The sequence below is a fragment of the Nitratireductor alexandrii genome (assembly GCF_004000215.1).
Classification (GTDB): domain Bacteria; phylum Pseudomonadota; class Alphaproteobacteria; order Rhizobiales; family Rhizobiaceae; genus Mangrovimarina; species Mangrovimarina alexandrii.
In genome coordinates, this window is record NZ_RBVY01000011.1 from 47,137 (window position 1) to 69,089 (window position 21,953).

Below are 21,953 nucleotides of genomic sequence, written 5' to 3' on the forward strand. Positions count from 1 at the left end.
GTCTTTTTCGAACATGAGGATTTTGCACACTGCCGACCTGCATCTCGGGCGCCAGTTCAACGGGATCGCGCTCGATACCGATTGCGCGGCCGTCCTCGACCAGATCGTGTCGGCGGTCATTGCCCGTCAAGCCGATGTGCTTGTTATCGCGGGCGATATCTTCGATCGTGCGTCCCCGCCCGCGTCGGCGGTTCGCCAGCTTAACGGGTTCCTGTCCCGCGTCGCCTCCGAGACCGAGGCGGCCGTTGTCATGATCGCCGGCAACCACGATTCGGGGGATCGGATCGCGGCGATGTCGATCATGACCGACACCCGGCGAGCCCTGATACGCGGGCCGATCAGTTCGGACGAAAGACCGCTCGTGCTGGCGGACGCGCACGGTCCCGTGGCCTTTTCCGCTTTGCCCTTCGCCCATGAATACGCGGCGCGCGCATGTTTTGCCGACGAGAGCCTGCAGTCGCCTCAGGATGTCCTCGCCGCCCAGCTCGCCTGCGCGCGGCGGCATCTTCCCGATGGCGCGCGCTGGGTGGTCGTTGCCCATGCCTTCGTTGCCGGCGCATGGGGGAGCGACAGCGAACGGCCTTTGACGCGGGTCGGCGGGATCGAGACCGTCGATCCCGGAATTTTCGACGGCGCCCACTACGTGGCGCTCGGGCATCTGCATCGACCGCAGGCGGTCGGCGCGTCCCACATACGCTATTCGGGCGCGCCGCTCGCCTTCGGGTTCGACGAAACCGATTGCGCCAAGTCGATGAGCCTGGTCGAGCTCGATGCGGCGGGCCGGGCGACAGTCGAGGTGATCCCGTTCGAACCGCGGCGTCGTGTGCGCGTTCTGCGGGGAAAACACGCCGAACTCCTCCAGGCGGAACCGTCGGAGGATTTCGTCAAGCTGGTGCTCACCGATGACGTGCCGGTTATCGACGCGATGAAACGCATTCGCCAGGTATTTCCCAACGCCTGCGAACTCGCCTACGAGCACCGGCAGCGCGCACCGGAGCTGAAATCGCTCGCGGGACGCTCTGTCGCGGTTGCGGATCCGGTCGACATCATCGGCGATTTTCTCGAACACGTCCGGGATGACCGGCTGTCGAAGCGCGAACGGGCGGTCGTGGCCTCGGCTCTCGGCCGGCTTGGCGAAAAGGAGCAGCGCGAATGAGACCGGTCCGGCTCACCCTGCAGGCGTTCGGCCCCTATCCGCAGCGGGTCGTCATCGATTTCCGTGATGCGGTCGAGGCCGGACTGTTCGGCATTTACGGCCAGACCGGATCGGGAAAATCGACCATTTTCAGCGCCATGACCTTCGCGCTCTTCGGGGAACCGGCGAACGCCGAGCAGGACGCCCCGTCGCTGCGCTCGGATCATGCCGATCCCGATGTTCAGACCGAGGTCGAATTCGTGTTCGACGTCGGCGATCGGCGCTACGTCGTTGTGCGGCGCCCGGACCAGATGCGCCCCAAGGCGCGCGGCGACGGCGAGACGCGCAGCGCGCACGAGGCCTATCTTTTCGATGCGACCGGGATGGCGCCCGACGCGATAACCGACGCGCAACGCGGCAGGATCGTCGCCGAAAAGAAGGTGCGCGAGGTTGATACCGCGATCGCGGAGATGCTCGGCTACGGGGCGCAGCAATTCCGGCAGATCGTCCTTTTGCCGCAGGGACGTTTCGAAAAATTCCTGTCGGCCAAAACGAGGGAGCGCCTGGAGATCCTGCGCGAGCTTTTCGACGTCTCGCGCTACGAGGCGCTGATGGCCGATCTCAAATTCGAGGCCGACGCTGCCGAACGGCATGTTCAGGAGGAACGCGCCTTGTGTGCCCGGCAGTTGTCGGCGGAGGGGTTCGAGAGCGCCGATGCGCTGATTGCCGGCATCGCGGCGGCGGAAACACGCTTAGCCGAGTTCCTGCAAGCCGAAAAGATCGCGCAATCCAGGGCGCAGGCGGCCGAGAAGGCGGTGCGGCAGGCCGAGACCGTCGAGGAGAAGTTCGTGGCGGCCGAAAAGACCCAGCGGCAGCTTGCGGAACTGGAGACGCGCAGGCAGGACATCGAAGCCCGTGCCGAGCAAGTTCGGCAAGCCGAACGCGCGCGTTCGCTGCTCGACGCGGAAGCCCGCGTCAGCGAGGCCGCCTGCGAGGTCGGCGACGCCGAAGCGGCGGTTGAAAAGGCGCGCGCGGCGGCCGAGCAGGCCACACAGAGCGCCGAGGCTGCCGCCACGACGCTGCGGAACGAGGAAGAACGTGCCGCCGAACAAGACGCCCTGCGCCGGAAGAAGGACGAACTGGAACGGTTCGGACAGGTCTTCGAAGCGGCCGCAGGTATCGAGCAGGCGGTCGAGACTGCGCTGGCGGCGCAGCGCGGGGCCGGTGCCGCGTTCGAGGATGCCAATGCGCGGCTGACGGAAGCGCGCGCAATCCGCGCTGCCAAAGGCGAAGCCCTGAAAGCCGCGCGCGAAGCGGAGGCGCGGCGTGCCGAGATCGCCGGCCGGCGCGCGACCCTGGCCGCGCGGCACGTCCTCGCCGAGACCTGGGCGAAGGCCAAGCAGGATGTTCATGTGGCACAGGCCGAGCTCGAACGGCAGACGCGCGTTGCGGATGCGGCTTGCGAACGCGCCGGGAACGCGCGCTCGCTTTTGGAGGCGGCCGAGCAAAACCTTGCTGCCGCGCAGGCGCTGCACCTGGCCACCAAGCTGAAGGCCGGGTCGCCCTGTCCGGTGTGCGGGGCGCGCGAGCATCCCAACCCCGCGACAGGCGATCTCGACAATGCGGGTCGCGACACGAGGTTCCGGGAGGCCAGGAAAGCCTGGCAGGCGGCCGATCTGGAGTCCCGCCAGGCAGCCGAAACGCTGGCCGGACTGCAGGCCAGGCTCGCCGACCGCACGCAGCGGCTGTCCGGTCTGGCCCGGCCCGAGGAGACCGCAGAAGCCCTGGGCGCGACGATCGCGGGTCAGGACAAGGCCCTCGCGGCGCTGGGTCCGCAAATCGATATCGTCGCGGCAGAGGCGGAAATCGAAGACTTGGATGTGCGGATCGCCAAACTGGAACGGGACCGCGACCAGTCGCGCGATCGCTTCGAGGAATGCCGCAACGAAGCGACACAGGCCACGACCGCGCGTGCTGCCAAGCTGGCGGAAGTGCCGGAGGACCTGAGAAACACCGCGGCACTCGCTGCCGCCCTGACGACGATATCGCGGTTGCTGGAGGAGCGCGTCGCGGCCAAGGCTGCGGCGGATCAGGCGTTGAGAACCGCGCGCGAAACGGCTCTCGGCGCCGCCAAGGACCGCGAGAACGCCGACAAGGCTCTCGCGGCCTGCCGGGAACGCCATCGGAACGCGAAGCAAACGTTCCACACCCGCCTTCGCGGGCTCGGCCTTGGCGAGGAAGCCTTCCAGGCTCTCAAGCCGGCCATCGAGACGCTGGAGTCGGACCGGGAGGCCGTCGAGGTGTTTTGGCGCGCGCACAAGAGCGCCGAGGACGCGGCGAGGACGGCAGCGTCCGCCGTTGCGGGCACGGCCCGACCTGACCTGGAGGCGCTGCGGCAAGCGCATGCCGCCATGCTGGAGGCGCTGGGCCGGGCGACGGAGGAGCGCGTCGGAGCGAAAAACCGTGTCGAGCATCTGACGAGGCTCAAGACCGGGCTGGACGATACGCTGCGCCGGCTCGACGAGGCCGAGGCCGCCTCCGGTCCCCTGCGCGGACTGGCTGCGCTCGTGAACGGGCACAACACGCAGCGATTGACCCTGGAGACCTTCGCGATCGGCGCCATGTTCGATCAGGTGCTGGAAGCGGCCAATCTGCGGCTCGGCCCGATGACCGCCGGCCGCTACCGGATGGAACGCGATCTGGTCGGGACGGGCCGCGGCAGTCGCGGCCTGGGTATCCAGGTGTTCGATATTCACACCGGCAAGTCGCGGGCCACGAACACGTTGTCGGGCGGCGAGACGTTCATCGCGGCGCTTGCGCTTGCGCTGGGGCTTGCCGACGTGGTTGAAGGCGCCAGCGGAAAGGTGCGGCTCGACACGATCTTCATCGACGAGGGGTTCGGAAGCCTGGACACGGAGAACGGGTCGGGCACGCTCGACCAGGTTCTTCATGTCCTGAACGCCCTTGTCCGACAGAACCGCGCCGTGGGACTGATCTCCCATGTGCCGCTCGTTCAAGAAGCGATCCCCAACGGGTTCTATGTCCGCAAAGGCCTTGCGGGTAGCCGCGTGGAAGAACGACAGCCGACCTGAGCGCGCCGCGCCGGCTCGCACGGCGCGCGAAAAATGGTCCGTCGCCCCTTCGCCGCCCTGTCGCTCTGCCGACAATCGTGGAACGCTTGATCAGGAGGTGTTGGTATAAACTAATGGTAATGTTTTCCTCCGTTTAATGTAAGTTGACTTATTCCTTGATCAGCCTATCAATTTTGTAAGCGCACCAAGAAGAGGGCGCAGCGGGATCACAACCCGATCTGGGGTCGGCATTCCACGGCGACGATAGCAACCAGATTTCCTGGACGAAGGGCTTGGCGCTTCCGTCGAGGCGGCTGGTCGAAAAGAGTGAGCAGAATGCCCGCAAAGAACATTCTTTTCGTGATGTACGATCAGTTGCGCTTCGACTATCTGGGCTGCGCAGGCCATCCCCACCTGAAAACGCCGAACTTCGATCGCGTCGCCCGAAAAGGTGTCCGGTTCACGCATGCCTATGCCCAGTCGACGATCTGCGGCAGTTCGCGCATGTCCTTTTATACCGGGCGTTATGTGCATTCGCATGGCGCTGCCTGGAACGAATTTCCGCTGCGTGTGGGCGAGATGACGCTGGGGGATCATCTGCGCAAGCAGGGAATGGAATGCTGGCTGATCGGCAAGACCCACATGCGCCCGGACAGCGAGGGGCTTGCGCGGCTGGGGATCGAGGTCGACAGCGTGATCGGCGCCCGTCAGGCCGAATGCGGGTTCGATGTTTTCGTGCGCGAAGACGGCCTCATCGCGCAGGGGCCGGAGGGCTTCTACAGCGACCAGCAGCCCTATAACGACTATCTTCGCGCCAAAGGCTACGAGGGCGAAAACCCTTGGGCCGATTTTGCCAATGCGGGTTTCGAGGATGGCATGACGGCCAGCGGCTGGTTCATGCGCAACGCCGCCAAGCCGGCAAATATCGAAGAAAAGGACAGCGAGACCCCTTGGCTGACGCGAGAAGCGATCGCCTTCATGGAGGGCGCGCGCCAAAAGGGCGGCAAGCCGTGGTGCGCGCATCTTTCCTACATCAAGCCGCACTGGCCCTATATCGTTCCGGCGCCCTATCACGACCTCTACGGCCCCGAACACGTCGTTGATCCGGTGCGCTCGGAGGCGGAGCGCGACAATCCCCATCCGCTTTTCAAGGCCTTCCAGCAGCAAGGATTTTCGCAGGCGTTCTCGCGCGACGAAGTTCGCCAGGCGGTCGTGCCCGCCTATATGGGGCTGATTGCGCAATGCGACACCGAGCTGGGGCGCATACTCGACTATCTCGCCGAAACCGGACAGGACCGCGACACGGTCATCGTCCTGACGTCCGACCATGGCGATTATCTGGGCGACCACTGGCTCGGCGAAAAGGACATGTTCCACGACTGCTCCGTTCGGATTCCGATGATCGTCTACGACCCGTCGCCGGAGGCGGATGCGACGCGCGGGACGAGCTGCGATGCGTTGATCGAGGCGATCGATCTCGTCGCCACCTTCATCGAGATCGCCGGCGGAAAGGTCCCGGCGCATATCGTCGAGGGGCGTTCCTTGCTGCCCTTGCTTCACGGTGAAATCCCCGACGACTGGCGCCGGTTCGCCATCAGCGAATACAACTACGCACAGCAGCCCGTGCGCACGCGTCTGGGGGTAAGCCAGAAAGATGCGCATATGTTCATGGTGGTCGACCATGACTGGAAACTGATCCACGCCGAGGGCGGTTTCCGCCCGATGCTCTTCGATCTCAGAAACGACCCGGGCGAGCTTGTCGATCTGGGCGCCGACCCGGACAAGGCCGACATCGTCGCCATGATGTATGAGCGGCTCGCGCGGTGGGCGCGGCGCGACGCGCAGCGCGTCACGATGCCGGACGATCTGGTCGAGGCGCGTTTCGCCGAAGGGCCGCGGAAAAAGGGCATCCTGCTCGGACTCTTCGACGAAGACGAGGCGCCCGAGGAATACCGATCGTTCTACGTCAAGCCGATTTCGGCCAAGGCGGGCTGAGTTGTCCGCCGCATCGCCCGTCGAAACCCGGTTCTAGACCATCGACACCAACCCCAAAACCAAAAGAAAGGGAACGAAAGATGATCGGGGAGAAACTCAAGACGTCACTTGCGGTCTTCACATTGGCAATGGCCACGTTGAATGTGTCGGCGGCGGCCGCGGAAACGAAGTTGTTGTTCTCGACCTTTTTTCCGATGACCCATCCGCTGGTCGCCGACGTTCTCAAGCCCTGGGCCGATGCGGTGGAGGAGGAGACCAAGGGCGAGGTCGTCATCGAATTTTCCGCTGCAAGTCTCGCGCCGCCTCCCGAGCAGTTGGATATGGTGCAGAACGGGGTCGCCGACATTACGGTGCAATATTCGTCCGTGGTGCCCAACCGGCTCACCTCGCTGATGATGACGGAGTTGCCGAACCCGCACAAGACGACGGACGCGACGTCTGTGGCGCTGTGGCGAACCTACGAGAAGTACTTTTCCGCGGCCGACGAGATGAAGGGCGTGAAGCTGCTGTCGCTGTTCACGCTCGCGCCGCAGGCATTGTTCAGCCTGAGCGAAACGCCGCCGCAGAGCGTGGAAGAACTCAAGGCGCTGAAACTCGCCACGACGCCCGGCATGGCGGCGACCGCCTGGGGCTCGATCACGCCCGGTGTCGTGGCCGGGCCTGCGTTCAGATATTTCGAAGTCGTGTCCAAGGGCATGGTGGATGCCTATGTGGCCTTCACCCCGATCGAGGTCATCAGCTTCAACCTGTCGCGCTATACGAAATCGATCGCGGGGCTGGGCGAACTGACGACGGCCGGCAGCTTCGCACTGGTGATGAATGAACGCGCCTGGCGCCGCCTGTCCGAGGAAAATCGTGCCGCGCTCGAATCGCTGTCGGGCGAGGCGTTTTCGCGCAGGCTCGCAGCCGTGGAAGCGGCAAACAACCGGGTGATCGAGGACCTGAAGAAGGACGGGGTGGTCTTTTCGACGATTTCCGACGAGTTCTCGGCCGATCTCGGCGAAGCGTTCCAGTTTCTCCAGGAGGACTGGATCCAGAAGGTTTCGGACAAGGGCATCGATGGCGCTGCGGCGATCGAATATTATCGCGATCTCCTGAAGTCCCTGTGACCGGCCGTTGACATCCAGCGGTCTCGATGGAGGGGCAGACCGATCGCGCCCCTCCTGCGGTGGTCGTCGACCTCCGATTGGCCGCCTGAACGCAACGCCCTCCGTCAAGCATGTCCCCCCTCAACGCTAAGGCGACGTCATGTCTCTACCTCTCGATCCTCGATGCGATATCTTCCAGCACTATCGCGGCCGGTGCGCACGGCCCGGGATGCCGGCGGGATGCGCGGTGTCATGAGTTCGCCGATGCCGTTTTCCTTCGCGCGCAAGGCACAGAGCCTGGCGCGTCTGCTCCTGATCGGTTCGGGTGGATGCCTGCTGATCATGATCGCCATTACCGTGATCGATGTGATCGGGCGTTATGTCTTCCACCGGTCCTTGCCGGGAGCGGTGGAGCTGGTCAGTTTTTCGCTCGCCGTCGCCGTGTCGCTGTCGCTTCCCGCAGTGACCCTGCGCCGTGGCCATATCATGCTGACCCTGTTCGAAGGGCCGCCGACCAGCCTGCGCGAACGGATCAGGATGGTCGTCGTTTCGCTGGTGTCGGCCGTGGTGGCGGGCGTGCTGGCGTTGTTGATGTGGCGACACGCGACGGAGGCGGCCGAATTCGAGGATGTGATCGGCTATCTCGAACTCCCGGTCGCGCCGATCGTCTATGTTTTCTCCCTCACGAGCGGTGCCATGGCCGCAATCTTCCTGGCAGCGACGCTGCGCGCCTTGGGCAACGGTGAGGCCGTCGACGCCGAGGCCGAACCTGCCGGGGAGACGCCGGCATGACCGCTTCCCTCATCGGGTTCGCAGCCCTTTTCGTACTCAGTTTCATCGGCGTTCCCCTTGCCGTCGCGCTGTTGCTCGTAGGAACGGTCGGATTTGCCTATTTTCGCGGCTGGGAGGCCTCCAGCGCCGTCGTCGGCACGCAGCTCACCGACGCGATTTCGAGCTACGGCTTTTCGGTCATTCCGTTGTTTGTGCTGATGGGCGCCTTCATCTACCGCGCCGGGCTGGCGGGCGATCTTTTCGCGGCGGCGCGCGCGTGGCTCGGACATTATCGCGGAGGGATCGCCCACGCCACGATCGGCGCCAGCGGTGCGTTCTCGGCCGTCTCGGGCAGCTCGGTCGCCACCGCCGCCACGATCTCGCGCGTGTCGCTGCCCGAACTCAAGCGCTACGGCTATCGCGACAGCTTTGCCTGCGCAGCGGTCGCGGCGGGCGGTACGCTGGGTATCCTGATTCCGCCGAGCGTGCCGCTGGTGCTGTACGGGATCATCACCGAAAACGACATCGCCGCGCTTTTCATGGCGGCTTTGGTCCCTGGCCTCATGCTGGCGCTGCTTTACATGCTCGCCGCCTGGCTGATGGTATATTTCCGTCCCGACATGGGCCGCCCGGCGGAAGCCTTGCCGATGCGCGACAAGGCCCGGAGCCTGAAAAAGACCTGGATGGTCGCCGCACTGTTCCTGCTTGTGCTGGGGGGCATGTATTCCGGCGTCTTCACACCCACCGAAGCCGCAGGTTGCGGCGCGGCGGGCGCGCTGGTGATGATGGCGATCCGCGGTTGCGCAAACCGCACCCAGATTGGAGAGGCGCTGGTCGACACGATGATGACCACCGGCTCGCTGCTTCTGGTCATGGGGGCCGCGCTTGTCTTCAACAATTTCCTCACCATCGCCGGGCTGACGGCGCAGCTCGTGCAATGGATCCAGGCGCTGAACGTTCCGCCGGTCGGCGTGATCGTCGGCATCTGCGTGATCTATATCCTGCTCGGCTGCGTTTTCGACAGTCTTGCCGCGATGGTGCTGACGGTTCCGGTGTTCACGCCGCTGGTGGTGGGGCTCGGCTACGATCCCATCTGGTTCGGCGTGATCGTCGCGCTGGTGGTAGAACTCGGCCTGATCACGCCGCCACTGGGCATGAACGTGTTCATCGTCCAACGTCTGGCGCCCGGCCGGGTGACGATCTGGCAGGTCTTCGGGGCGATGACGATTTTCGTGGCGGCGAACTTGGTTGCCGTCGTCTTGCTGATATTGTTCCCGCCGCTGGCGACGTTCTTGCCGGATATCCTGAACTGAACCGGCACGGCGGTCGGCCGTTGCAAAAACGGCCCCGCCGGCCGGTCAATCCCGGCGCGGCTCGACGTTGGCGCCACGCCGCGTCGGCGCGAATTCCTCCCGCACCTGCCTGGTATGGGCACCCAGGGCCGGCACGCGCCCGAAATCGGGCACCTTCCCGTCGACGACGGCGCCCGGCGCCAGAAGACGGACCGGGCCGGTGGGGGTCTCGGCCTCGACGTAGCGGTTCTGCGGATGCCGGACCAGGTCTTCCATCGCGTTGACCAGGCCGCTGGCAATGCCGGCCTGGCGCAGCAGGTCCGAAAGCGCGTGCGCGCCATGACGGGAGAACACGCCTTCGATGATCTCGTTCAAGGCGGCCCGGTTGGCGACCCGGTTGGAATTGGTGTCGAAACGAGGGTCGCTGGCCAGGTCCGGCCACTCCAGCACGGTTTCGCAGAACTTCGCCCATTCGCGCTCGTTCTGGATCGAGAACAGGACTTCCTTCCCGTCGGCGCCGGCATAGGCGCCGTAAGGTGCGATCGTGGGATGGTTCAGGCCGTTTCTGTCCGGCGATTTGCCGCCATAGGCATATTGCAGGTAAGGCACGTTCATCCAGTCGGCCAAGGCGTGGAACAGGCTGACGGAGATGTGGCGCCCCTTGCCGGTGCGGTGGCGGGCGATCAGCGCCTGCAGCACCGCCTGGTGCGCCGTCATCCCGCAGGCAATGTCACAGACCGAAACGCCGACCCTGGCCGGGCCCGCCTGGTTGCCGGTAATCGACGAAAGGCCGCTTTCGGCCTGAACCAGGAGGTCGTAGGCCTTGCGCTGCCTGTAGGGGCCTTCTTCGCCGTAGCCGGAAATGGAGACGGTGATCAGGCGCGGGTTTTCGGTCCGCAGCCGTTCGGGCGCGAAACCCAGACGGTCGATCGCCCCCGGCGCCAGGTTCTGTATGAAGACGTCCGCTTTTTGCACCACGGCTTCCAGAACGGTCTTGTCCGCCTCGTTGCGCAGGTCGAGGCAAACCGATTCCTTGCCCCTGTTGAGCCAGACGAAATAGGCGCTTTCGCCATGGACGAGATGGTCGTACTCGCGCGCGAAATCACCCTCGGGACGTTCGACCTTGATCACTCTCGCGCCGGCTTCGGCCAAACGGCCCGACAGGTACGGCGCCGCGACGGCTTGCTCGATTGAGACGACCAGAAGGCCCTCCAGATCACCCGACATGGCAAGGCTCCCGTTTTGTTCGATGTGTCGGGCTTTCTGACACGGCGCGGGCCGAACCGGGATATAGGTTTAAACGGGCGCGACCATCGAAAAAACCTATGCCGTCGCGCGAATGAGAACATGGCCGTGGGCACGACCCGGCCGTCAGGGCGGCGGCTATTTGAGGTGTCTCAGGCGAAGTGGAAGCCGGTTCGCCGTTCAAAGTCGCTTTGGAAGATTGAATCACTGCCGGTCCGCGAATCCGTGAAAAAGCAAAAACGGCGTCCAAAGGCTGCGCGCGCTGCGGGCTCAGCCCGTGTCCCCGACAAGTTCGCCTTCCCAGATATCGCGCCGGACCATCTCGCGGGCGACATCGAGCGTAAGCGCCTCGACGGACGCGCATGCGCGGGTTTGTATCCGGGCCGGATTGCGGACCAGATAGACGGGGCGCGCGATGACGGGTCCCACGATCGGCGCCTTCAGCAGGCGGCCGGCTTCGACGAAGTCTTGACAGGCGGCCGGGGCGAAGATCGAGTAGCCGGAGCCGCGCGCGACCAGTTCCTTGATCTGCGTCATCGCGTCCAGCTCCGTCATGATGCACAGAGAGACGCCGCTTTCGGCCGCCGCGTCCTCGACGACGCTGCGCAGGCCGTGTGGCTCTCCGGGTAGGACGAGCTCGATTCTCTCGAGATCGCGCAAGCGCACCGGTGTTCCGGGCGCCGTCTTGAGCGGCCAGGCATCCGGCGCGGAAAAGAAATAAAGTCGCTCGTCGAGGACGTGCGTGGCGCTGAAATGGTCGACCCCGTTCAAGTCGTAGAGAAAGCCGATATCGACCGTCTCGTCGTCGATCCATGTCTTGATGAAGCCGCTCATCGCCTCGCTGACCCGGAGCCTGACGTCGGGAAGCTCGACGCGTATCGTTTCGGCCAGCGGCACCGACATCACCATCGACACCGAGGACGGCATGCCGAAACGCACATGGCCGCGTATATGGGTGGACAGTTCGCGCATCTCGAAGACGCAGCGCTCGAGCCTGCTGCAGATTTCCGTTGCGTGGCGCAGCAGCACCTCTCCTTCGGGCGTCAAAACGGATCCGCGCGACGAGCGTTCGACCAGCCTGACATCCAGCTCCCGCTCCATGTTGACCAGATGCTGGGACAGCGAGGGTTGCGCGATGCGCAGTCTTTGCGCCGCGGCCGACAGGGACCGGGCCTCGGCGATCGCCATGAAATATCGAAGCTGACGAATGTCCATCATGGCATGTCCGGGCTTGGCCGGGCGCGCGGACCTGCCCGCCCGTCTGCCGCGTCGATCGCAACGGAGAACCTTGCGGCGGGTGACGGCCGTTCAGCCACCGGTCGCGTTCCGGCCGGACCGGGGGGCCGGGCCGAGGCCACGGCATACCTCCCGCAATATTTCGAGGACGAGCTGATGGGATTCCGAATAGCGGCGATCGGCAAGCCATATCAGGCCCAGGCGCAATTGAACGTCGGGAACCGGGATGGGCAGGATGGTGACGACTCCCAGCCGCTCGAAATACTGCCCCAGGGAATTGGAAACGAAACCGATCGAGTCCGTATGCTGGATCGCTCCGACGACCACCATCGTGGAAACGGTCTCCACCCGCCGTGCCTCGATCGTCACGTCCTCGGCGGCGAGAAAGGCGTCGATCGGCAAGCGGGTGGTCGCCGAGGACGGGGGTAGGATTAGGGGAAACTGCGCCACGTCCTCCCACGATAGTCTTTTGACGCGTTCCAGGGGATGTCCCCTGCGGACGGCGACGGCGAGCGGATCCTCGATCAGGAGTTCGCTGCGAAATTCGGCCGACATCGGCGCGTTCGGCAGCAGGCCCAGAACGAAATCAGCATCCCCCGCGCGAAGCGACGGCAACAGGCGGTCCATCGTCCCTTCCGTGATGCGGATATTGGTGGAGGAGGCGATGCTTTCCAGCCGGGCGATGAATTGGGGAATGATCACGACGGAGGCGGTGGGCAGGACGCCGAGGGAGATGCGGCTGACGCGGTTCTCGGCGATCTCGCGGAGTTGGGTCTGCGCTTCGCTCAGTTGCCCGAGAATGTCGCGCGCGTGGCGGATCAGGCTCGCTCCCAGCATCGTCGGTTCCATGCCGCGGTTCGTGCGGTGGAACAGTTTGAGGCCGAGGCCGGCTTCGAGGCCCGACAGTGTCTTCGATACTGCAGGCTGGGTCACGTTGAGATAGGCCGCGACGCGCTTGACGTTGCGATAATCGTCCAGGGCCACGAGGATGCGCATGTGGCGGAAGTTCATGTGATCGCGAAAGAATCGCTCGATTGCCAGCATCTAAGGTCCTCCCAGTCCCCGGCCATACTGATATGAGAGATTCGTAATGTTATTCCGATTTTAATGTCAATTGACTTATCCCTATCGCTGTCGAAAAATCTCTCATCAATAGTGATGAGGGGGAGACGACATATGACTTTATCGATGGCACTTCGCGCAGGCCTGCTTGCTCCGATGATCGCGGTCGCGGGGCCGGCTCTTGCCGAGGCCGACTGGTATCCGCTTGCGGTGGACGCGACCGATCGCGACGGAAATACCGAGCGCGTCGATTATGTGCCGCTCAGCGCCTCCGAGACCGCAAGCCGCCCCTGGCAGCTTTGCGTGTCGGTTCCGCACATGAAGGATGCCTTCTTCGTCGCCGCCAATTACGGCATGGTGGAAGAGGCCAAGCTGCTGGGCGTCAACGTCCAGACGATGGATGCCGGCGGTTATACGCGGCTCGCCAATCAGATCAGCCAGATTGAGAACTGCGTCGCCGGCGGCGCGGATGCGGTGCTGATGGTGGCGATCGCCGCGGAGGGCGTGAACAATCTGCTCGCCACGCTCGAGCAGAAGGGCATTCCCGTCATCGACATCGTGAACGGTGTCGACAGCGACAAGGTCGCGGCGCGGGTGCTGACCAGCCCCTATGCCGAGGGGCTGCGCGCGGGCCAGTATCTGGCCGAAAAACATCCCGCCGGCGGCGAGCCGGCCAAGATCGCCTGGCTGCCCGGTCCGGCTGGCGCGGGTTTCGTCACCGCCTTCGACACCGGTTTCAAGAAGGGAATAGAGGGCAGCGCCGTCGAGATCGTCGAAACCAAGCACGGCGACGTCGGCAAGGAGGTTCAGGCGCGGCTGGTCGAAGACATTCTGCAGACCCATGACGACGTCGACTACATCGTTGGGACGGCTGTCATGGCCGAGGCGGCGGTTCCTCTCTTGAAGGCGAGAGGCATCGCCGACACGGTGAAGCTGGTCTCGGTTTATATGCTGCCCGGCGTGTACGAATATCTCAAGACGGGCGACATCGAGGCGGCCGGCGTGGCGCCGATCACGCTGACGGGCCGCATCATGCTGGACCAGGCCGTTCGCGTGCTGGAAGGCAAGCAGGAACATTTCAACATCGGGACCCTCGGCGCTGTCTACACCAAGGAGAGCGTCGACGAGATGAACCGCGATGAGGTGATGGCGCCGCGCGGCTACCGGCCCGTCTTCAATCTGTCCCAGTAACGGCATCCCGGAAGCGAGATTCGGGAGGCGTGGGAATGAGTATCGCGTTGCAGGAGCCGATTGCCCCGGCCGCCTCGGTTCAGGCGGGTCCCGCGGTGATTGGCGTCCGTGAAATCACGAGACGGTACGGGCGCAACGTCGCGCTCGCTCCGGTCACGCTCGATTTCCGGGCCGGCGAAGCGCATGTTCTGTTCGGCGAGAACGGCGCGGGCAAGTCGACGCTCATCTCGCTGCTGGCGGGCGCGAATGCGCCCAGCGGCGGCGAGATCGTCGTCCGCGGCAAGGTCGCCCGGTTCGGTTCCGTCGCCGAGGCCCGCGCCCACGGCGTGCGTGCGGTGTTCCAGGAGTTTTCGCTCATTCCGCACCAGACGGTGGCCGAGAACATCATCCTGGGGGAGGAGCCGACCAACCGTTTCGGCCTGCTGGCCAAGCAGGCCGCCGTCGAGGAAGCGCAGGCCCTGATCGACAGTCTGGGCTTCGACCTGAACCCCAGGTCGCGCGTCGTTTCGCTGACACGTGGCAAGCAGCAGATGGTGGAGATATGCAAGGCGCTGAGACGGCCGCCCGAACTGCTGATCCTCGATGAACCGACGGCATCGTTGTCGGAGCATGATGCGCAGGCGCTGCTCAAGCTGGTCCTGCGCCTGAAGGCCGAAGGCACCGCCATCATCTACGTCACCCACCGCATCCACGAAATACCGATCGTCGGCGATCGGGTCACGGTCCTGCGCGACGGCAGGCACATCGACACGGTTCCGGCGGATACGTGCGAAGACGACCTCATCGGGCTGATGACCGGCCGACAGATGGCGAAGATCTATCCGACGCCACGAGCCGATCTCGGCGCGGTGCGCCTGAGCCTCGATGCCGTTACCACTGTCCCGAGGCGAGGCCAGGTCCAGGTTCAGGATGCGGGGCTTGAGGTGCGAGCCGGCGAGATCGTGGGCGTTGCCGGGCTGGTGGGGTGCGGCAAGGGGGAGCTTGCACAAGCGTGTTTCGGCCTCCATCGCCTGCGCTCGGGGACGATAACCGTCGATGGCCGGCCCGTGAAACAGGGCGATCCTGCGGATGCGATCCGCAACGGGCTCTGGATGACGCCCTCGGACCGGCGCCATGACGGTTTGTCGATGGGACGCAGCGCCCGCGAGAACATATCGCTGTCATCCTACAGTTTCGGGCCTCTGCGCGGCCGCTGGATCAAGACCGACCAGGAGAACCGTCTCCTGACGGAGATCTCCCGGCTGGTCGATTTCGAACCCGCCAAGCTTGATGACCCCGTCGAGAGCCTGTCGGGCGGCAACCAGCAGAAGGTGCTGCTGGCCAAGGCCATGGTGCAAGACATTTCCGTCTACGTCTTCGACGAACCCACTGTCGGCGTGGACATCGGCGCGTGCCTGTCGATCTACAACGCGCTTTCCAAGCTGAGCGAGCGCGGCGCCGCCATCCTGATCGCGTCGTCGAACCTTCCCGAACTGATGGGCTTGGCGCATCGGATCAAGGTCATGAGCAATGGCCGCTTCGTCGCGGAATTCGCGCGGGACGAATACGACGAACACAAGATTCTGGAACAATTCTTTTGAAGGCGGGGTAGACGTGAACACTTTGGATGTACCGAACGACGCCGGCTCCCGTCCGGCAACAAGCGCTGCACTTGCCTGGCTCGTGCAGAACCGGCAATCCGCCACCTTGCCGGTCATGTTTCTGCTCGTTTTCGTGATCTTTTCGCTGCAGGCGCCGAACTTTCTGACCGTCGACAATCTGACAAACGTGGCGCGACAGTCGGTCTATCTGCTGATCGTGTCGCTCGGACAGTTCATCGTCATCGTCAATGGCGGGCTGGACCTGTCGGTCGGCAGCACCGTGTCTCTGACGTCTGTCGTGGGGGCGCTGGTGATGGCGGCGGTCTATGCCGCCTTTCCCGAATTCCAGCTTTTGGCGTTGCTGGCCGGTGTCGGCACCGCGGTGGCGATCGGCGTGGGGGCCGGCCTTGTCAACGGTCTGGGCATCAGCGTGCTGCGCATTCCTCCCTTCATGATGACGCTCGGCATGGGCTCGGTTTTGTTCGGCGTCACCCTTTTGGTTTCCGGCGGCATGCCGATCTACGGGCTCCCGCCGATGCTTGGAGAGTGGTTCGGGTTCGGCCGTGTGCTGGGATTCCCGATCGCCGCCGTCGTGGCGCTGGTTCTGGTGGCGCTCGTCTACGTGCTGATGGAGTGGACGCGTTTCGGCCGCCAGCTCTACGCGGCCGGGGGCAACGCGAAGGCCGCCGCCTTGTCGGGGGTGAACACGGTTCGCGTCACGATCGCCGCCTTCACGCTGGCAAGTCTGCTGGCGGCCCTGTCGGGGCTGTTGCTGACGGCCCGGCTTGGCACCGGCGAGGCCAATGTGGGCACCTCGCTGCCGCTTGAATCGATCGCGGCCTGCGTGATTTCGGGCGTTGCCCTGGCCGGTGGGCGCGGCCGCACGCTGGCCGTGCTCCTGGGAACGCTGCTTATCATGCTTGTGCAGAACGGGCTGAACCTTATGCAGGTTGGGGCCTATGCCCAAACGATGGCGACGGGCGCCATCCTGATATTCGCCATGGCTATCGCCAGACATTGAGCGAAGACCGCCACGGGCGAACCGGCGGTGCCGAGCAAAAAGATCGAAGGAGGACCGAATGAACGTGCAAGCCAGCCATATCCGAACCGAATTCCTGCCGATGACCGGCAAGGAGTATTTGGAAAGCCTGAATGACGGCCGGGAGGTTTGGATCTACGGCAAGAAGATCAAGAATATCGCCGAGCATCCGGCGTTTCGCAACGCCGCGCGCATGATCGCGCGCTTCTACGATGCCTTGCACGACGACAAGCGCCGGGACATCCTGACCTGTCCGACCGAGTGGGGTGGGCGTACGCATCGCTATTTCCGCGCTCCGAAATCCGTTGGCGAGCAGATTGCGGCGCGCGACGCCGTGGCCGAGACGCAGCGCATCTCCTATGGCTGGATGGGGCGCTCGCCCGACTACAAGGGCTCCTTTCTCGCCACGCTCGGCGCCAATTTCCAGTACTACAAGGGCTATGAAAACAACGCGCTGCGCTGGTACCGCAAGGCGCAGGAGCGCACCTGGTACATCAACCACGCGATCATGAATCCGCCGGTCGACCGCAACGCAAAAAGCGCCGACCAGTCGGATGTGTATGTGCGGGTCGAAAAGGAGACCGACGCGGGCCTGTATGTCAGCGGGGCCAAGGTCGTGGCGACGGCCTCCGCCCTGACCAACTACACTTTCGTGGCGCATGCCGGGCAGATTCCGATCAAGGACGCCGCGTTCACGCCGGTGTTCATCGTTCCTACAGGCGCGCCGGGCGTCAAGATGGTGTCCCGGGCTTCGAACGAACATCGCGCCGCCGTGCTGGGCAGCCCGTTCGACTATCCGCTTTCCAGCCGCATGGACGAGAACGACGCGATCCTCATCCTGGATAACGTCTTCGTGCCCTGGGAAGACGTCTTCATGTACGGCGATCCGGAGCTGTCCAACGACTTTGCCCCGGGTTCCGGTTTCAACTCGCGGGCGGCGATGCACGGCTGCACCCGGCTCGGGGTCAAGCTCGACTTCATCACCGGCGCGCTGAAGAAGGCGCTGGACATCAACGGCACCTCCGCCTTCCACGGGATCCAGTCGCGTCTGGGCGAGGTCATCGCGTGGCGCAACACGATGTGGGGCCTGAGCGATGCCATGGCCAAGTCCAACGTCGAGTGGAACGGGATGGTGCAGCCGGATTCGCGCTTCGGAACCGCGTATCGCACGATCAGCCAGATCGCCTATCCGGCGATCAAGAACATCATCGAGGCGAGCGTGGCGTCGGGCCTGATCTATCTCAACAGCCATGCCGACGACTTCAAGAGCGAGGAGCTCCGGCCGCATCTGGACCGCTATCTGCGCGGTACCGGGGGCGTCGAGGCGATTGAGCGCATCAAGCTCATGAAGCTGTTGTGGGACTGCGTCGGCACCGAATTCGGCGGCCGCAGCGAACTCTACGAGATCAACTATCTCGGGTCGAACGATCTGACGCGCCTGCAGAACTATTGGGAAAGCCTGAGCCTCGGCGAAATGGAGAAGATGACCTCGATGGTCGACGAGTGCATGTCCGAATACGACCTCGACGGCTGGACGGTGCCCGATCTGATCAACAACGACGATGTCAGCGTCCTGAAGTGAGTGCCGGGGGCGAAGCGCCCCGAACCCAAATCAAGAGGAGAGAAGCAATGCCCAGAGCAGTCGATCTGGCCTATGTGCGATACCAGGTCCCCGACCTCGACAAGATGCAGACCTTCATGGAGGATTTCGGTCTGATCACGGCCAAGCGGACGGACGACGTCCTGCTCATGCGTGGCGGCGGTGTGGCCCCGGTCGTGCACATTACCTACAAGGGCGACAAGAAGTTCCTCGGCGGCGCGCTCATCATGAGCAGCAAGGAGGATCTCGAGGAACTGGCCAAGCTCGAGGGCTCCGGACCGGTGGAAGAGATCACCGATCTGCCGGGCGGGGGCTGGCGTGTCCGCATGCAGCACCCCGACGGGCTGGAGATCGACGGCGTGTGGGGTCAGGAGCCGGTCGAACCGATCGAGCATCGTTCCTCCCACCACTTCAACTGGGGCGACCGCAAGGAACGCGTGAACCAGTCGCTGCGGCCGCAGCGCGAGCCCGGGCTTGCGCTGAAGCTGGGCCATTTCGTGCTGAAGGTGCGCGATCACGACCAGACGCTGGCCTGGATGCGGGAGCGTTTCGCGATGTTGGACAGCGACAAGATGATCGTTCCCAGCGTGAACAAGGCCGTCGGCACTTTTATCCGCTTCGATCTCGGCAGCGAACTCGTCGATCACCATTCGATCCTGATCAACGAGGCCTCGGAGGTCGGCTGCCACCACTGCGCCTTCGAAATGCAGGACTTCGACGCCGTCATGGGCGCGCACGACTACCTGGTCAGCAAGGGCTACCACCTCGATATCGGCGTGGGGCGCCATCTGATCGGCAGCCAGATCTTCGATTATTGGACGGACCCGTTCGGCAATCGCATCGAGCACTACACCGACGGCGACGCCAACACCGCCGAATACAAAGGCAAGGACTACTACCTCGACGACGAAGGGCCGACCAAGTCGCAATGGGGCATGGATCCGACGCCCGAATTCTTCCGCTGAACCGCGCGGTCGATCAATCCAGCAAGAAAAGGAGCTGAACATGACGGCACTAAAGGAAATGAAGATGTCGAATGACAACGCCACCCCTTTGAAGAAGCAGCGCTTTATCACCGACAAGGTCGCCGAGTACCCCGAGGGCCACTGGTCGAACACGATCAGCGTCGGCGACCATATCTTCCTGTCGGGGTTCACTTCGCGTGCGAACGATCTCAAGAAGATCCAGGGCGTCGGAAGCGCCTACGAGCAGGCGAAGGTGATTTTCCAGAAGATCAAGGACTGCCTGGAAGGCGCCGGATCGTCGATGGCCGACGTCGTGACCATGACGATCTACGTCACGAACATGGCCGACAACAAAGGCATCTGGGAAGCGCGCAAGGAGTTCTTCGAGGGCGATTTCCCGTGTTCCACGCTGGTGCAGGTCGCGGGACTGGCCGATCCGGACATCCTGCTCGAGATCACCGCGCAGGCCTATCGGGGCAGCGGCAGTGACTGAGGCGTCCGCATCGCGACAGAAGGGCGCCGGTAGCAATACCGGCGACTTCATGCCCTTCACCGGCCAGGAATATCTCGACAGTCTCAAGGACGGTCGCGAGGTCTGGATCTATGGCGAGCGGGTGAAGGACGTCACCACCCATCCGGCGTTCCGCAACGCGGCCCGGATGATCGCGCGGATGTACGACAAGCTGCACAATCCGGAATTTCGCGACGTTCTGACCGTGCCGACCGAATGGGGCGGCAGGACCCATCGCTTTTTCCGCGCGCCCAAGGATGCTGTGGAACAGCTTGCCCAGCGTGATGCGATTGCCGAATGGCAACGCACGTCTTGGGGCTGGATGGGACGTTCGCCCGACTACAAGGGCGCCTTCCTGGGCACGCTCGGCGCCAATGCCGACTTCTACAAAGGCTACGAAGCCAACGCGCTGCGCTGGTACCGCAAGGCGCAGGAACGGACCTGGTACGTAAACCACGCCATCATGCATCCGCCGGTAGATCGCGACCTGCCCACGGCGGACGGCTCCGACGTGTTCGTGAAAGTGGTGAAGGAAGACGATGCCGGCATCTATGTCTCCGGCGCCAAGGTCGTGGCGACGAATTCGGCCCTGACGCATTTCACCTTCGTGGCACATGTCGCCCAGGTGCCGATCGCGGATCCGAAATTCGCGCCGGTCTTCATGGTTCCGACCGGCGCTCCAGGCGTGAAGCTGCTGTGCCGTGTCTCGAACGAATACCGGGCCGCGGCGATGGGCTCGCCCTTCGACTATCCGCTGAGTTCGCGACTGGACGAGAATGACGCCATCCTGGTGCTCGACAATGTCTTCGTGCCCTGGGAGGACGTGTTCATGCATGGCGATCTCGAGGTCGCCAACCGGTTCAATACCGGCTCCGGCTTTCTCGAGCGCGCCTCCTTGCACGGCTGCACGCGGTTCGCCGTCAAGCTGGACTTCATCGTCGGCCTGTTGACCCGCGCGCTCGAAATCACCGGCGCCAAGGGGTTCCACGGGGTGCAGGCGCAACTGGGCGAGGTGATCGCCTGGCGCAACAATTTCTGGGCGCTTTCCGACGCGATGGCCAAGAGTGCGGCGCCCTGGAACGAGATGGTCCGCCCCGACAGCGGCTTTGCCGGCGCCTATCGCGTGCTCAACCAGCACGCCATGCCGAAAATCAAGAACATCATAGAACAGATCGTCGCTTCGGGTCTGATTTACCTGAATTCGCACACCGCCGATTTCAAGGCGCCGGAAATCCGCGGTTATCTGGATCGCTATCTCAGAGGGTCGGGCGGTGCCGACGCCGTCGAGCGTGTCAAGGTGATGAAGATGTTGTGGGACGCCATCGGCACCGAGTTCGGCGCCCGGCACGAGCTCTATGAGATCAACTATATCGGCAGCAACGACATCACCCGGCTGACCAATCTGTGGAACGCCCAGGCCAACCGAGACCTCGATCGGTTCAAGGCCTTCGCGCAGTCGGCGATGGACGAATACGACCTCGATGGATGGACGGTGCCGGATCTGCTCGACCCGCAAGACGTCAACCTGTTCGGCAAACGCTGAGCCCGAGGCATTTCGAAAGCAAGAAGGAGGCTGCTTTGGCCAAGGCGGAACATGTCCCTCAAGCTCCTGAAGCGCAGAACTTCTCGCAGCGCGATTTCCGCGCTGCGATGGGGCAGTTCGCCTCCGGTGTCGTCGTGATCTCGACAGGCCGGGACGCCGAAATCCACGCCATGACGGCCAATGCGTTCATGTCGGGATCGCTGGCGCCCGTTCTCGTCCTGGTCTCGGTCGCCAAGACGGCGCGCATGCACGGCCGGATTGTCAGCACCCGCCAGTATGGCGTCAGCGTCCTGTCGCAGAGCCAGCAATGGGTATCGAACCATTTTGCGGGCAAGGCGGTTCCGGACCGCGTCCCGGCCTTCGATCAACTCGCCGATATTCCGGTCGTGCACGGCGCGATGGTGCGGCTGGCGGCGGATTTGGCGCACGAGTACGACTGCGGCGACCACACGCTGTTCGTTGGCGAGGTGCGGGCGCTGGAACTGCACCACGACCACCAGAAGCCGCTGCTCTACTACGGCGGCAGCTACCGCAACGTGGCCCCCCCGGATTGGAGCGTCGAGTCGGTGCCGGAGATCCTCTGGCAGGATCAGGGCTTTAGCTATTGAGCCCGCGAATAGTGAAGCAGT

17 protein-coding genes and 1 pseudogene are annotated in these 21,953 nt (G+C 63.9%); 15 read left to right on the forward strand and 3 right to left on the reverse strand.

What is annotated here, in order from left to right; translation table 11 throughout:
* The first annotated feature begins 13 nt into the window (after positions 1–13).
* The 7 genes and pseudogenes from EP380_RS20755 (at position 14) to EP380_RS20780 (ending at position 9,373) form a co-directional block, all read left to right on the forward strand.
* Complete coding sequence (locus EP380_RS20755; protein ID WP_127600481.1) at positions 14–1,156, forward strand: exonuclease SbcCD subunit D; 1,143 nt, start codon at positions 14–16, stop codon at positions 1,154–1,156.
* Positions 1,153–1,710 (forward strand): annotated as a pseudogene (locus EP380_RS24050) (AAA family ATPase); the annotation flags it as partial. The gene EP380_RS20755 and the pseudogene EP380_RS24050, both read left to right, overlap by 4 nt.
* A 36-nt stretch (positions 1,711–1,746) precedes the next feature.
* Positions 1,747–4,227, forward strand: coding sequence for an SbcC/MukB-like Walker B domain-containing protein (locus EP380_RS20760; protein WP_420845889.1), 2,481 nt, complete (start codon positions 1,747–1,749; stop codon positions 4,225–4,227).
* Positions 4,228–4,542: 315 nt separating this feature from the next.
* Positions 4,543–6,201 carry a sulfatase-like hydrolase/transferase gene (locus EP380_RS20765; RefSeq protein WP_127600485.1) on the forward strand — a complete coding sequence of 553 codons (1,659 nt, stop codon included), beginning with the start codon at positions 4,543–4,545 and terminating at the stop codon, positions 6,199–6,201.
* 80 nt (positions 6,202–6,281) lie between these two features.
* Positions 6,282–7,310 (forward strand): TRAP transporter substrate-binding protein DctP, encoded by a 1,029-nt coding sequence (gene dctP / locus EP380_RS20770; RefSeq protein ID WP_106573120.1) that lies wholly within the window; start codon positions 6,282–6,284, stop codon positions 7,308–7,310.
* 231 nt (positions 7,311–7,541) lie between these two features.
* Positions 7,542–8,081, forward strand: a complete 540-nt coding sequence (locus tag EP380_RS20775; RefSeq protein WP_164749935.1) for a TRAP transporter small permease — start codon at positions 7,542–7,544, stop codon at positions 8,079–8,081.
* Complete coding sequence (locus EP380_RS20780) at positions 8,078–9,373, forward strand: TRAP transporter large permease (RefSeq protein ID WP_106573118.1); 1,296 nt, start codon at positions 8,078–8,080, stop codon at positions 9,371–9,373. Before EP380_RS20775 ends, EP380_RS20780 begins: the two co-directional genes overlap by 4 nt.
* Before the next feature lie 45 nt (positions 9,374–9,418).
* Here the strand turns inward: EP380_RS20780 and EP380_RS20785 are convergent, their stop codons facing one another.
* From EP380_RS20785 to EP380_RS20795, 3 genes are all read right to left on the reverse strand, one after another.
* Positions 9,419–10,579: a CaiB/BaiF CoA transferase family protein gene (locus tag EP380_RS20785; protein ID WP_127600489.1), complete on the reverse strand. Its 1,161-nt coding sequence runs from the start codon at positions 10,577–10,579 to the stop codon at positions 9,419–9,421.
* Between the two features lie 288 nt (positions 10,580–10,867).
* Entirely contained in the window at positions 10,868–11,815 is a 948-nt protein-coding gene (locus EP380_RS20790) for a LysR family transcriptional regulator (protein ID WP_238719959.1), read from the reverse strand.
* Between the two features lie 90 nt (positions 11,816–11,905).
* Complete coding sequence (locus EP380_RS20795; protein ID WP_106573116.1) at positions 11,906–12,877, reverse strand: LysR family transcriptional regulator; 972 nt, start codon at positions 12,875–12,877, stop codon at positions 11,906–11,908.
* Positions 12,878–13,021: 144 nt separating this feature from the next.
* On the opposite strand from EP380_RS20795, the gene torT reads away from it, so the two are divergent.
* From torT to EP380_RS20835, 8 genes are read left to right on the forward strand one after another with little or no spacing between them, the layout of a single operon-like run.
* On the forward strand, positions 13,022–14,086 hold the full coding sequence (torT, locus tag EP380_RS20800; protein WP_127600491.1) for a TMAO reductase system periplasmic protein TorT: 1,065 nt from the start codon (positions 13,022–13,024) through the stop codon (positions 14,084–14,086).
* Positions 14,087–14,121: 35 nt separating this feature from the next.
* Positions 14,122–15,666 carry a sugar ABC transporter ATP-binding protein gene (locus EP380_RS20805; RefSeq protein WP_106573114.1) on the forward strand — a complete coding sequence of 515 codons (1,545 nt, stop codon included), beginning with the start codon at positions 14,122–14,124 and terminating at the stop codon, positions 15,664–15,666.
* Between the two features lie 13 nt (positions 15,667–15,679).
* A complete protein-coding gene (locus tag EP380_RS20810) occupies positions 15,680–16,687 on the forward strand; it encodes an ABC transporter permease (RefSeq protein ID WP_158264432.1) in 1,008 nt (335 codons plus the stop codon).
* 58 nt (positions 16,688–16,745) lie between these two features.
* Positions 16,746–18,287 carry a 4-hydroxyphenylacetate 3-hydroxylase N-terminal domain-containing protein gene (locus tag EP380_RS20815; RefSeq protein ID WP_238719960.1) on the forward strand — a complete coding sequence of 514 codons (1,542 nt, stop codon included), beginning with the start codon at positions 16,746–16,748 and terminating at the stop codon, positions 18,285–18,287.
* A 47-nt stretch (positions 18,288–18,334) separates the two neighbouring features.
* Positions 18,335–19,270: a VOC family protein gene (locus tag EP380_RS20820; RefSeq protein WP_106573112.1), complete on the forward strand. Its 936-nt coding sequence runs from the start codon at positions 18,335–18,337 to the stop codon at positions 19,268–19,270.
* Positions 19,271–19,310: 40 nt separating this feature from the next.
* On the forward strand, positions 19,311–19,763 hold the full coding sequence (locus EP380_RS20825; protein WP_238719961.1) for a RidA family protein: 453 nt from the start codon (positions 19,311–19,313) through the stop codon (positions 19,761–19,763).
* A 49-nt stretch (positions 19,764–19,812) separates the two neighbouring features.
* Positions 19,813–21,324: a 4-hydroxyphenylacetate 3-hydroxylase N-terminal domain-containing protein gene (locus tag EP380_RS20830; RefSeq protein WP_127600565.1), complete on the forward strand. Its 1,512-nt coding sequence runs from the start codon at positions 19,813–19,815 to the stop codon at positions 21,322–21,324.
* A 35-nt stretch (positions 21,325–21,359) separates the two neighbouring features.
* Complete coding sequence (locus EP380_RS20835; protein WP_238719963.1) at positions 21,360–21,932, forward strand: flavin reductase family protein; 573 nt, start codon at positions 21,360–21,362, stop codon at positions 21,930–21,932.
* The last annotated feature ends 21 nt before the right edge of the window (positions 21,933–21,953 follow it).

What these genes read in the sequence shown, in the direction of transcription:
- EP380_RS20755 (WP_127600481.1), top strand. Translation starts at nt 14, where the DNA reads ATGAGGATTTTGCACACTGCCGACCTGCATCTCGGGCGCCAGTTCAAC.
- EP380_RS20760 (WP_420845889.1), top strand. Translation starts at nt 1,747, where the DNA reads ATGGCCGATCTCAAATTCGAGGCCGACGCTGCCGAACGGCATGTTCAG.
- EP380_RS20765 (WP_127600485.1), top strand. Translation starts at nt 4,543, where the DNA reads ATGCCCGCAAAGAACATTCTTTTCGTGATGTACGATCAGTTGCGCTTC.
- dctP (WP_106573120.1), top strand. Translation starts at nt 6,282, where the DNA reads ATGATCGGGGAGAAACTCAAGACGTCACTTGCGGTCTTCACATTGGCA.
- EP380_RS20775 (WP_164749935.1), top strand. Translation starts at nt 7,542, where the DNA reads ATGAGTTCGCCGATGCCGTTTTCCTTCGCGCGCAAGGCACAGAGCCTG.
- EP380_RS20780 (WP_106573118.1), top strand. Translation starts at nt 8,078, where the DNA reads ATGACCGCTTCCCTCATCGGGTTCGCAGCCCTTTTCGTACTCAGTTTC.
- EP380_RS20785 (WP_127600489.1), bottom strand. Translation starts at nt 10,579, where the DNA reads ATGTCGGGTGATCTGGAGGGCCTTCTGGTCGTCTCAATCGAGCAAGCC.
- EP380_RS20790 (WP_238719959.1), bottom strand. Translation starts at nt 11,815, where the DNA reads ATGATGGACATTCGTCAGCTTCGATATTTCATGGCGATCGCCGAGGCC.
- EP380_RS20795 (WP_106573116.1), bottom strand. Translation starts at nt 12,877, where the DNA reads ATGCTGGCAATCGAGCGATTCTTTCGCGATCACATGAACTTCCGCCAC.
- torT (WP_127600491.1), top strand. Translation starts at nt 13,022, where the DNA reads ATGGCACTTCGCGCAGGCCTGCTTGCTCCGATGATCGCGGTCGCGGGG.
- EP380_RS20805 (WP_106573114.1), top strand. Translation starts at nt 14,122, where the DNA reads ATGAGTATCGCGTTGCAGGAGCCGATTGCCCCGGCCGCCTCGGTTCAG.
- EP380_RS20815 (WP_238719960.1), top strand. Translation starts at nt 16,746, where the DNA reads ATGAACGTGCAAGCCAGCCATATCCGAACCGAATTCCTGCCGATGACC.
- EP380_RS20820 (WP_106573112.1), top strand. Translation starts at nt 18,335, where the DNA reads ATGCCCAGAGCAGTCGATCTGGCCTATGTGCGATACCAGGTCCCCGAC.
- EP380_RS20825 (WP_238719961.1), top strand. Translation starts at nt 19,311, where the DNA reads ATGACGGCACTAAAGGAAATGAAGATGTCGAATGACAACGCCACCCCT.
- EP380_RS20830 (WP_127600565.1), top strand. Translation starts at nt 19,813, where the DNA reads ATGCCCTTCACCGGCCAGGAATATCTCGACAGTCTCAAGGACGGTCGC.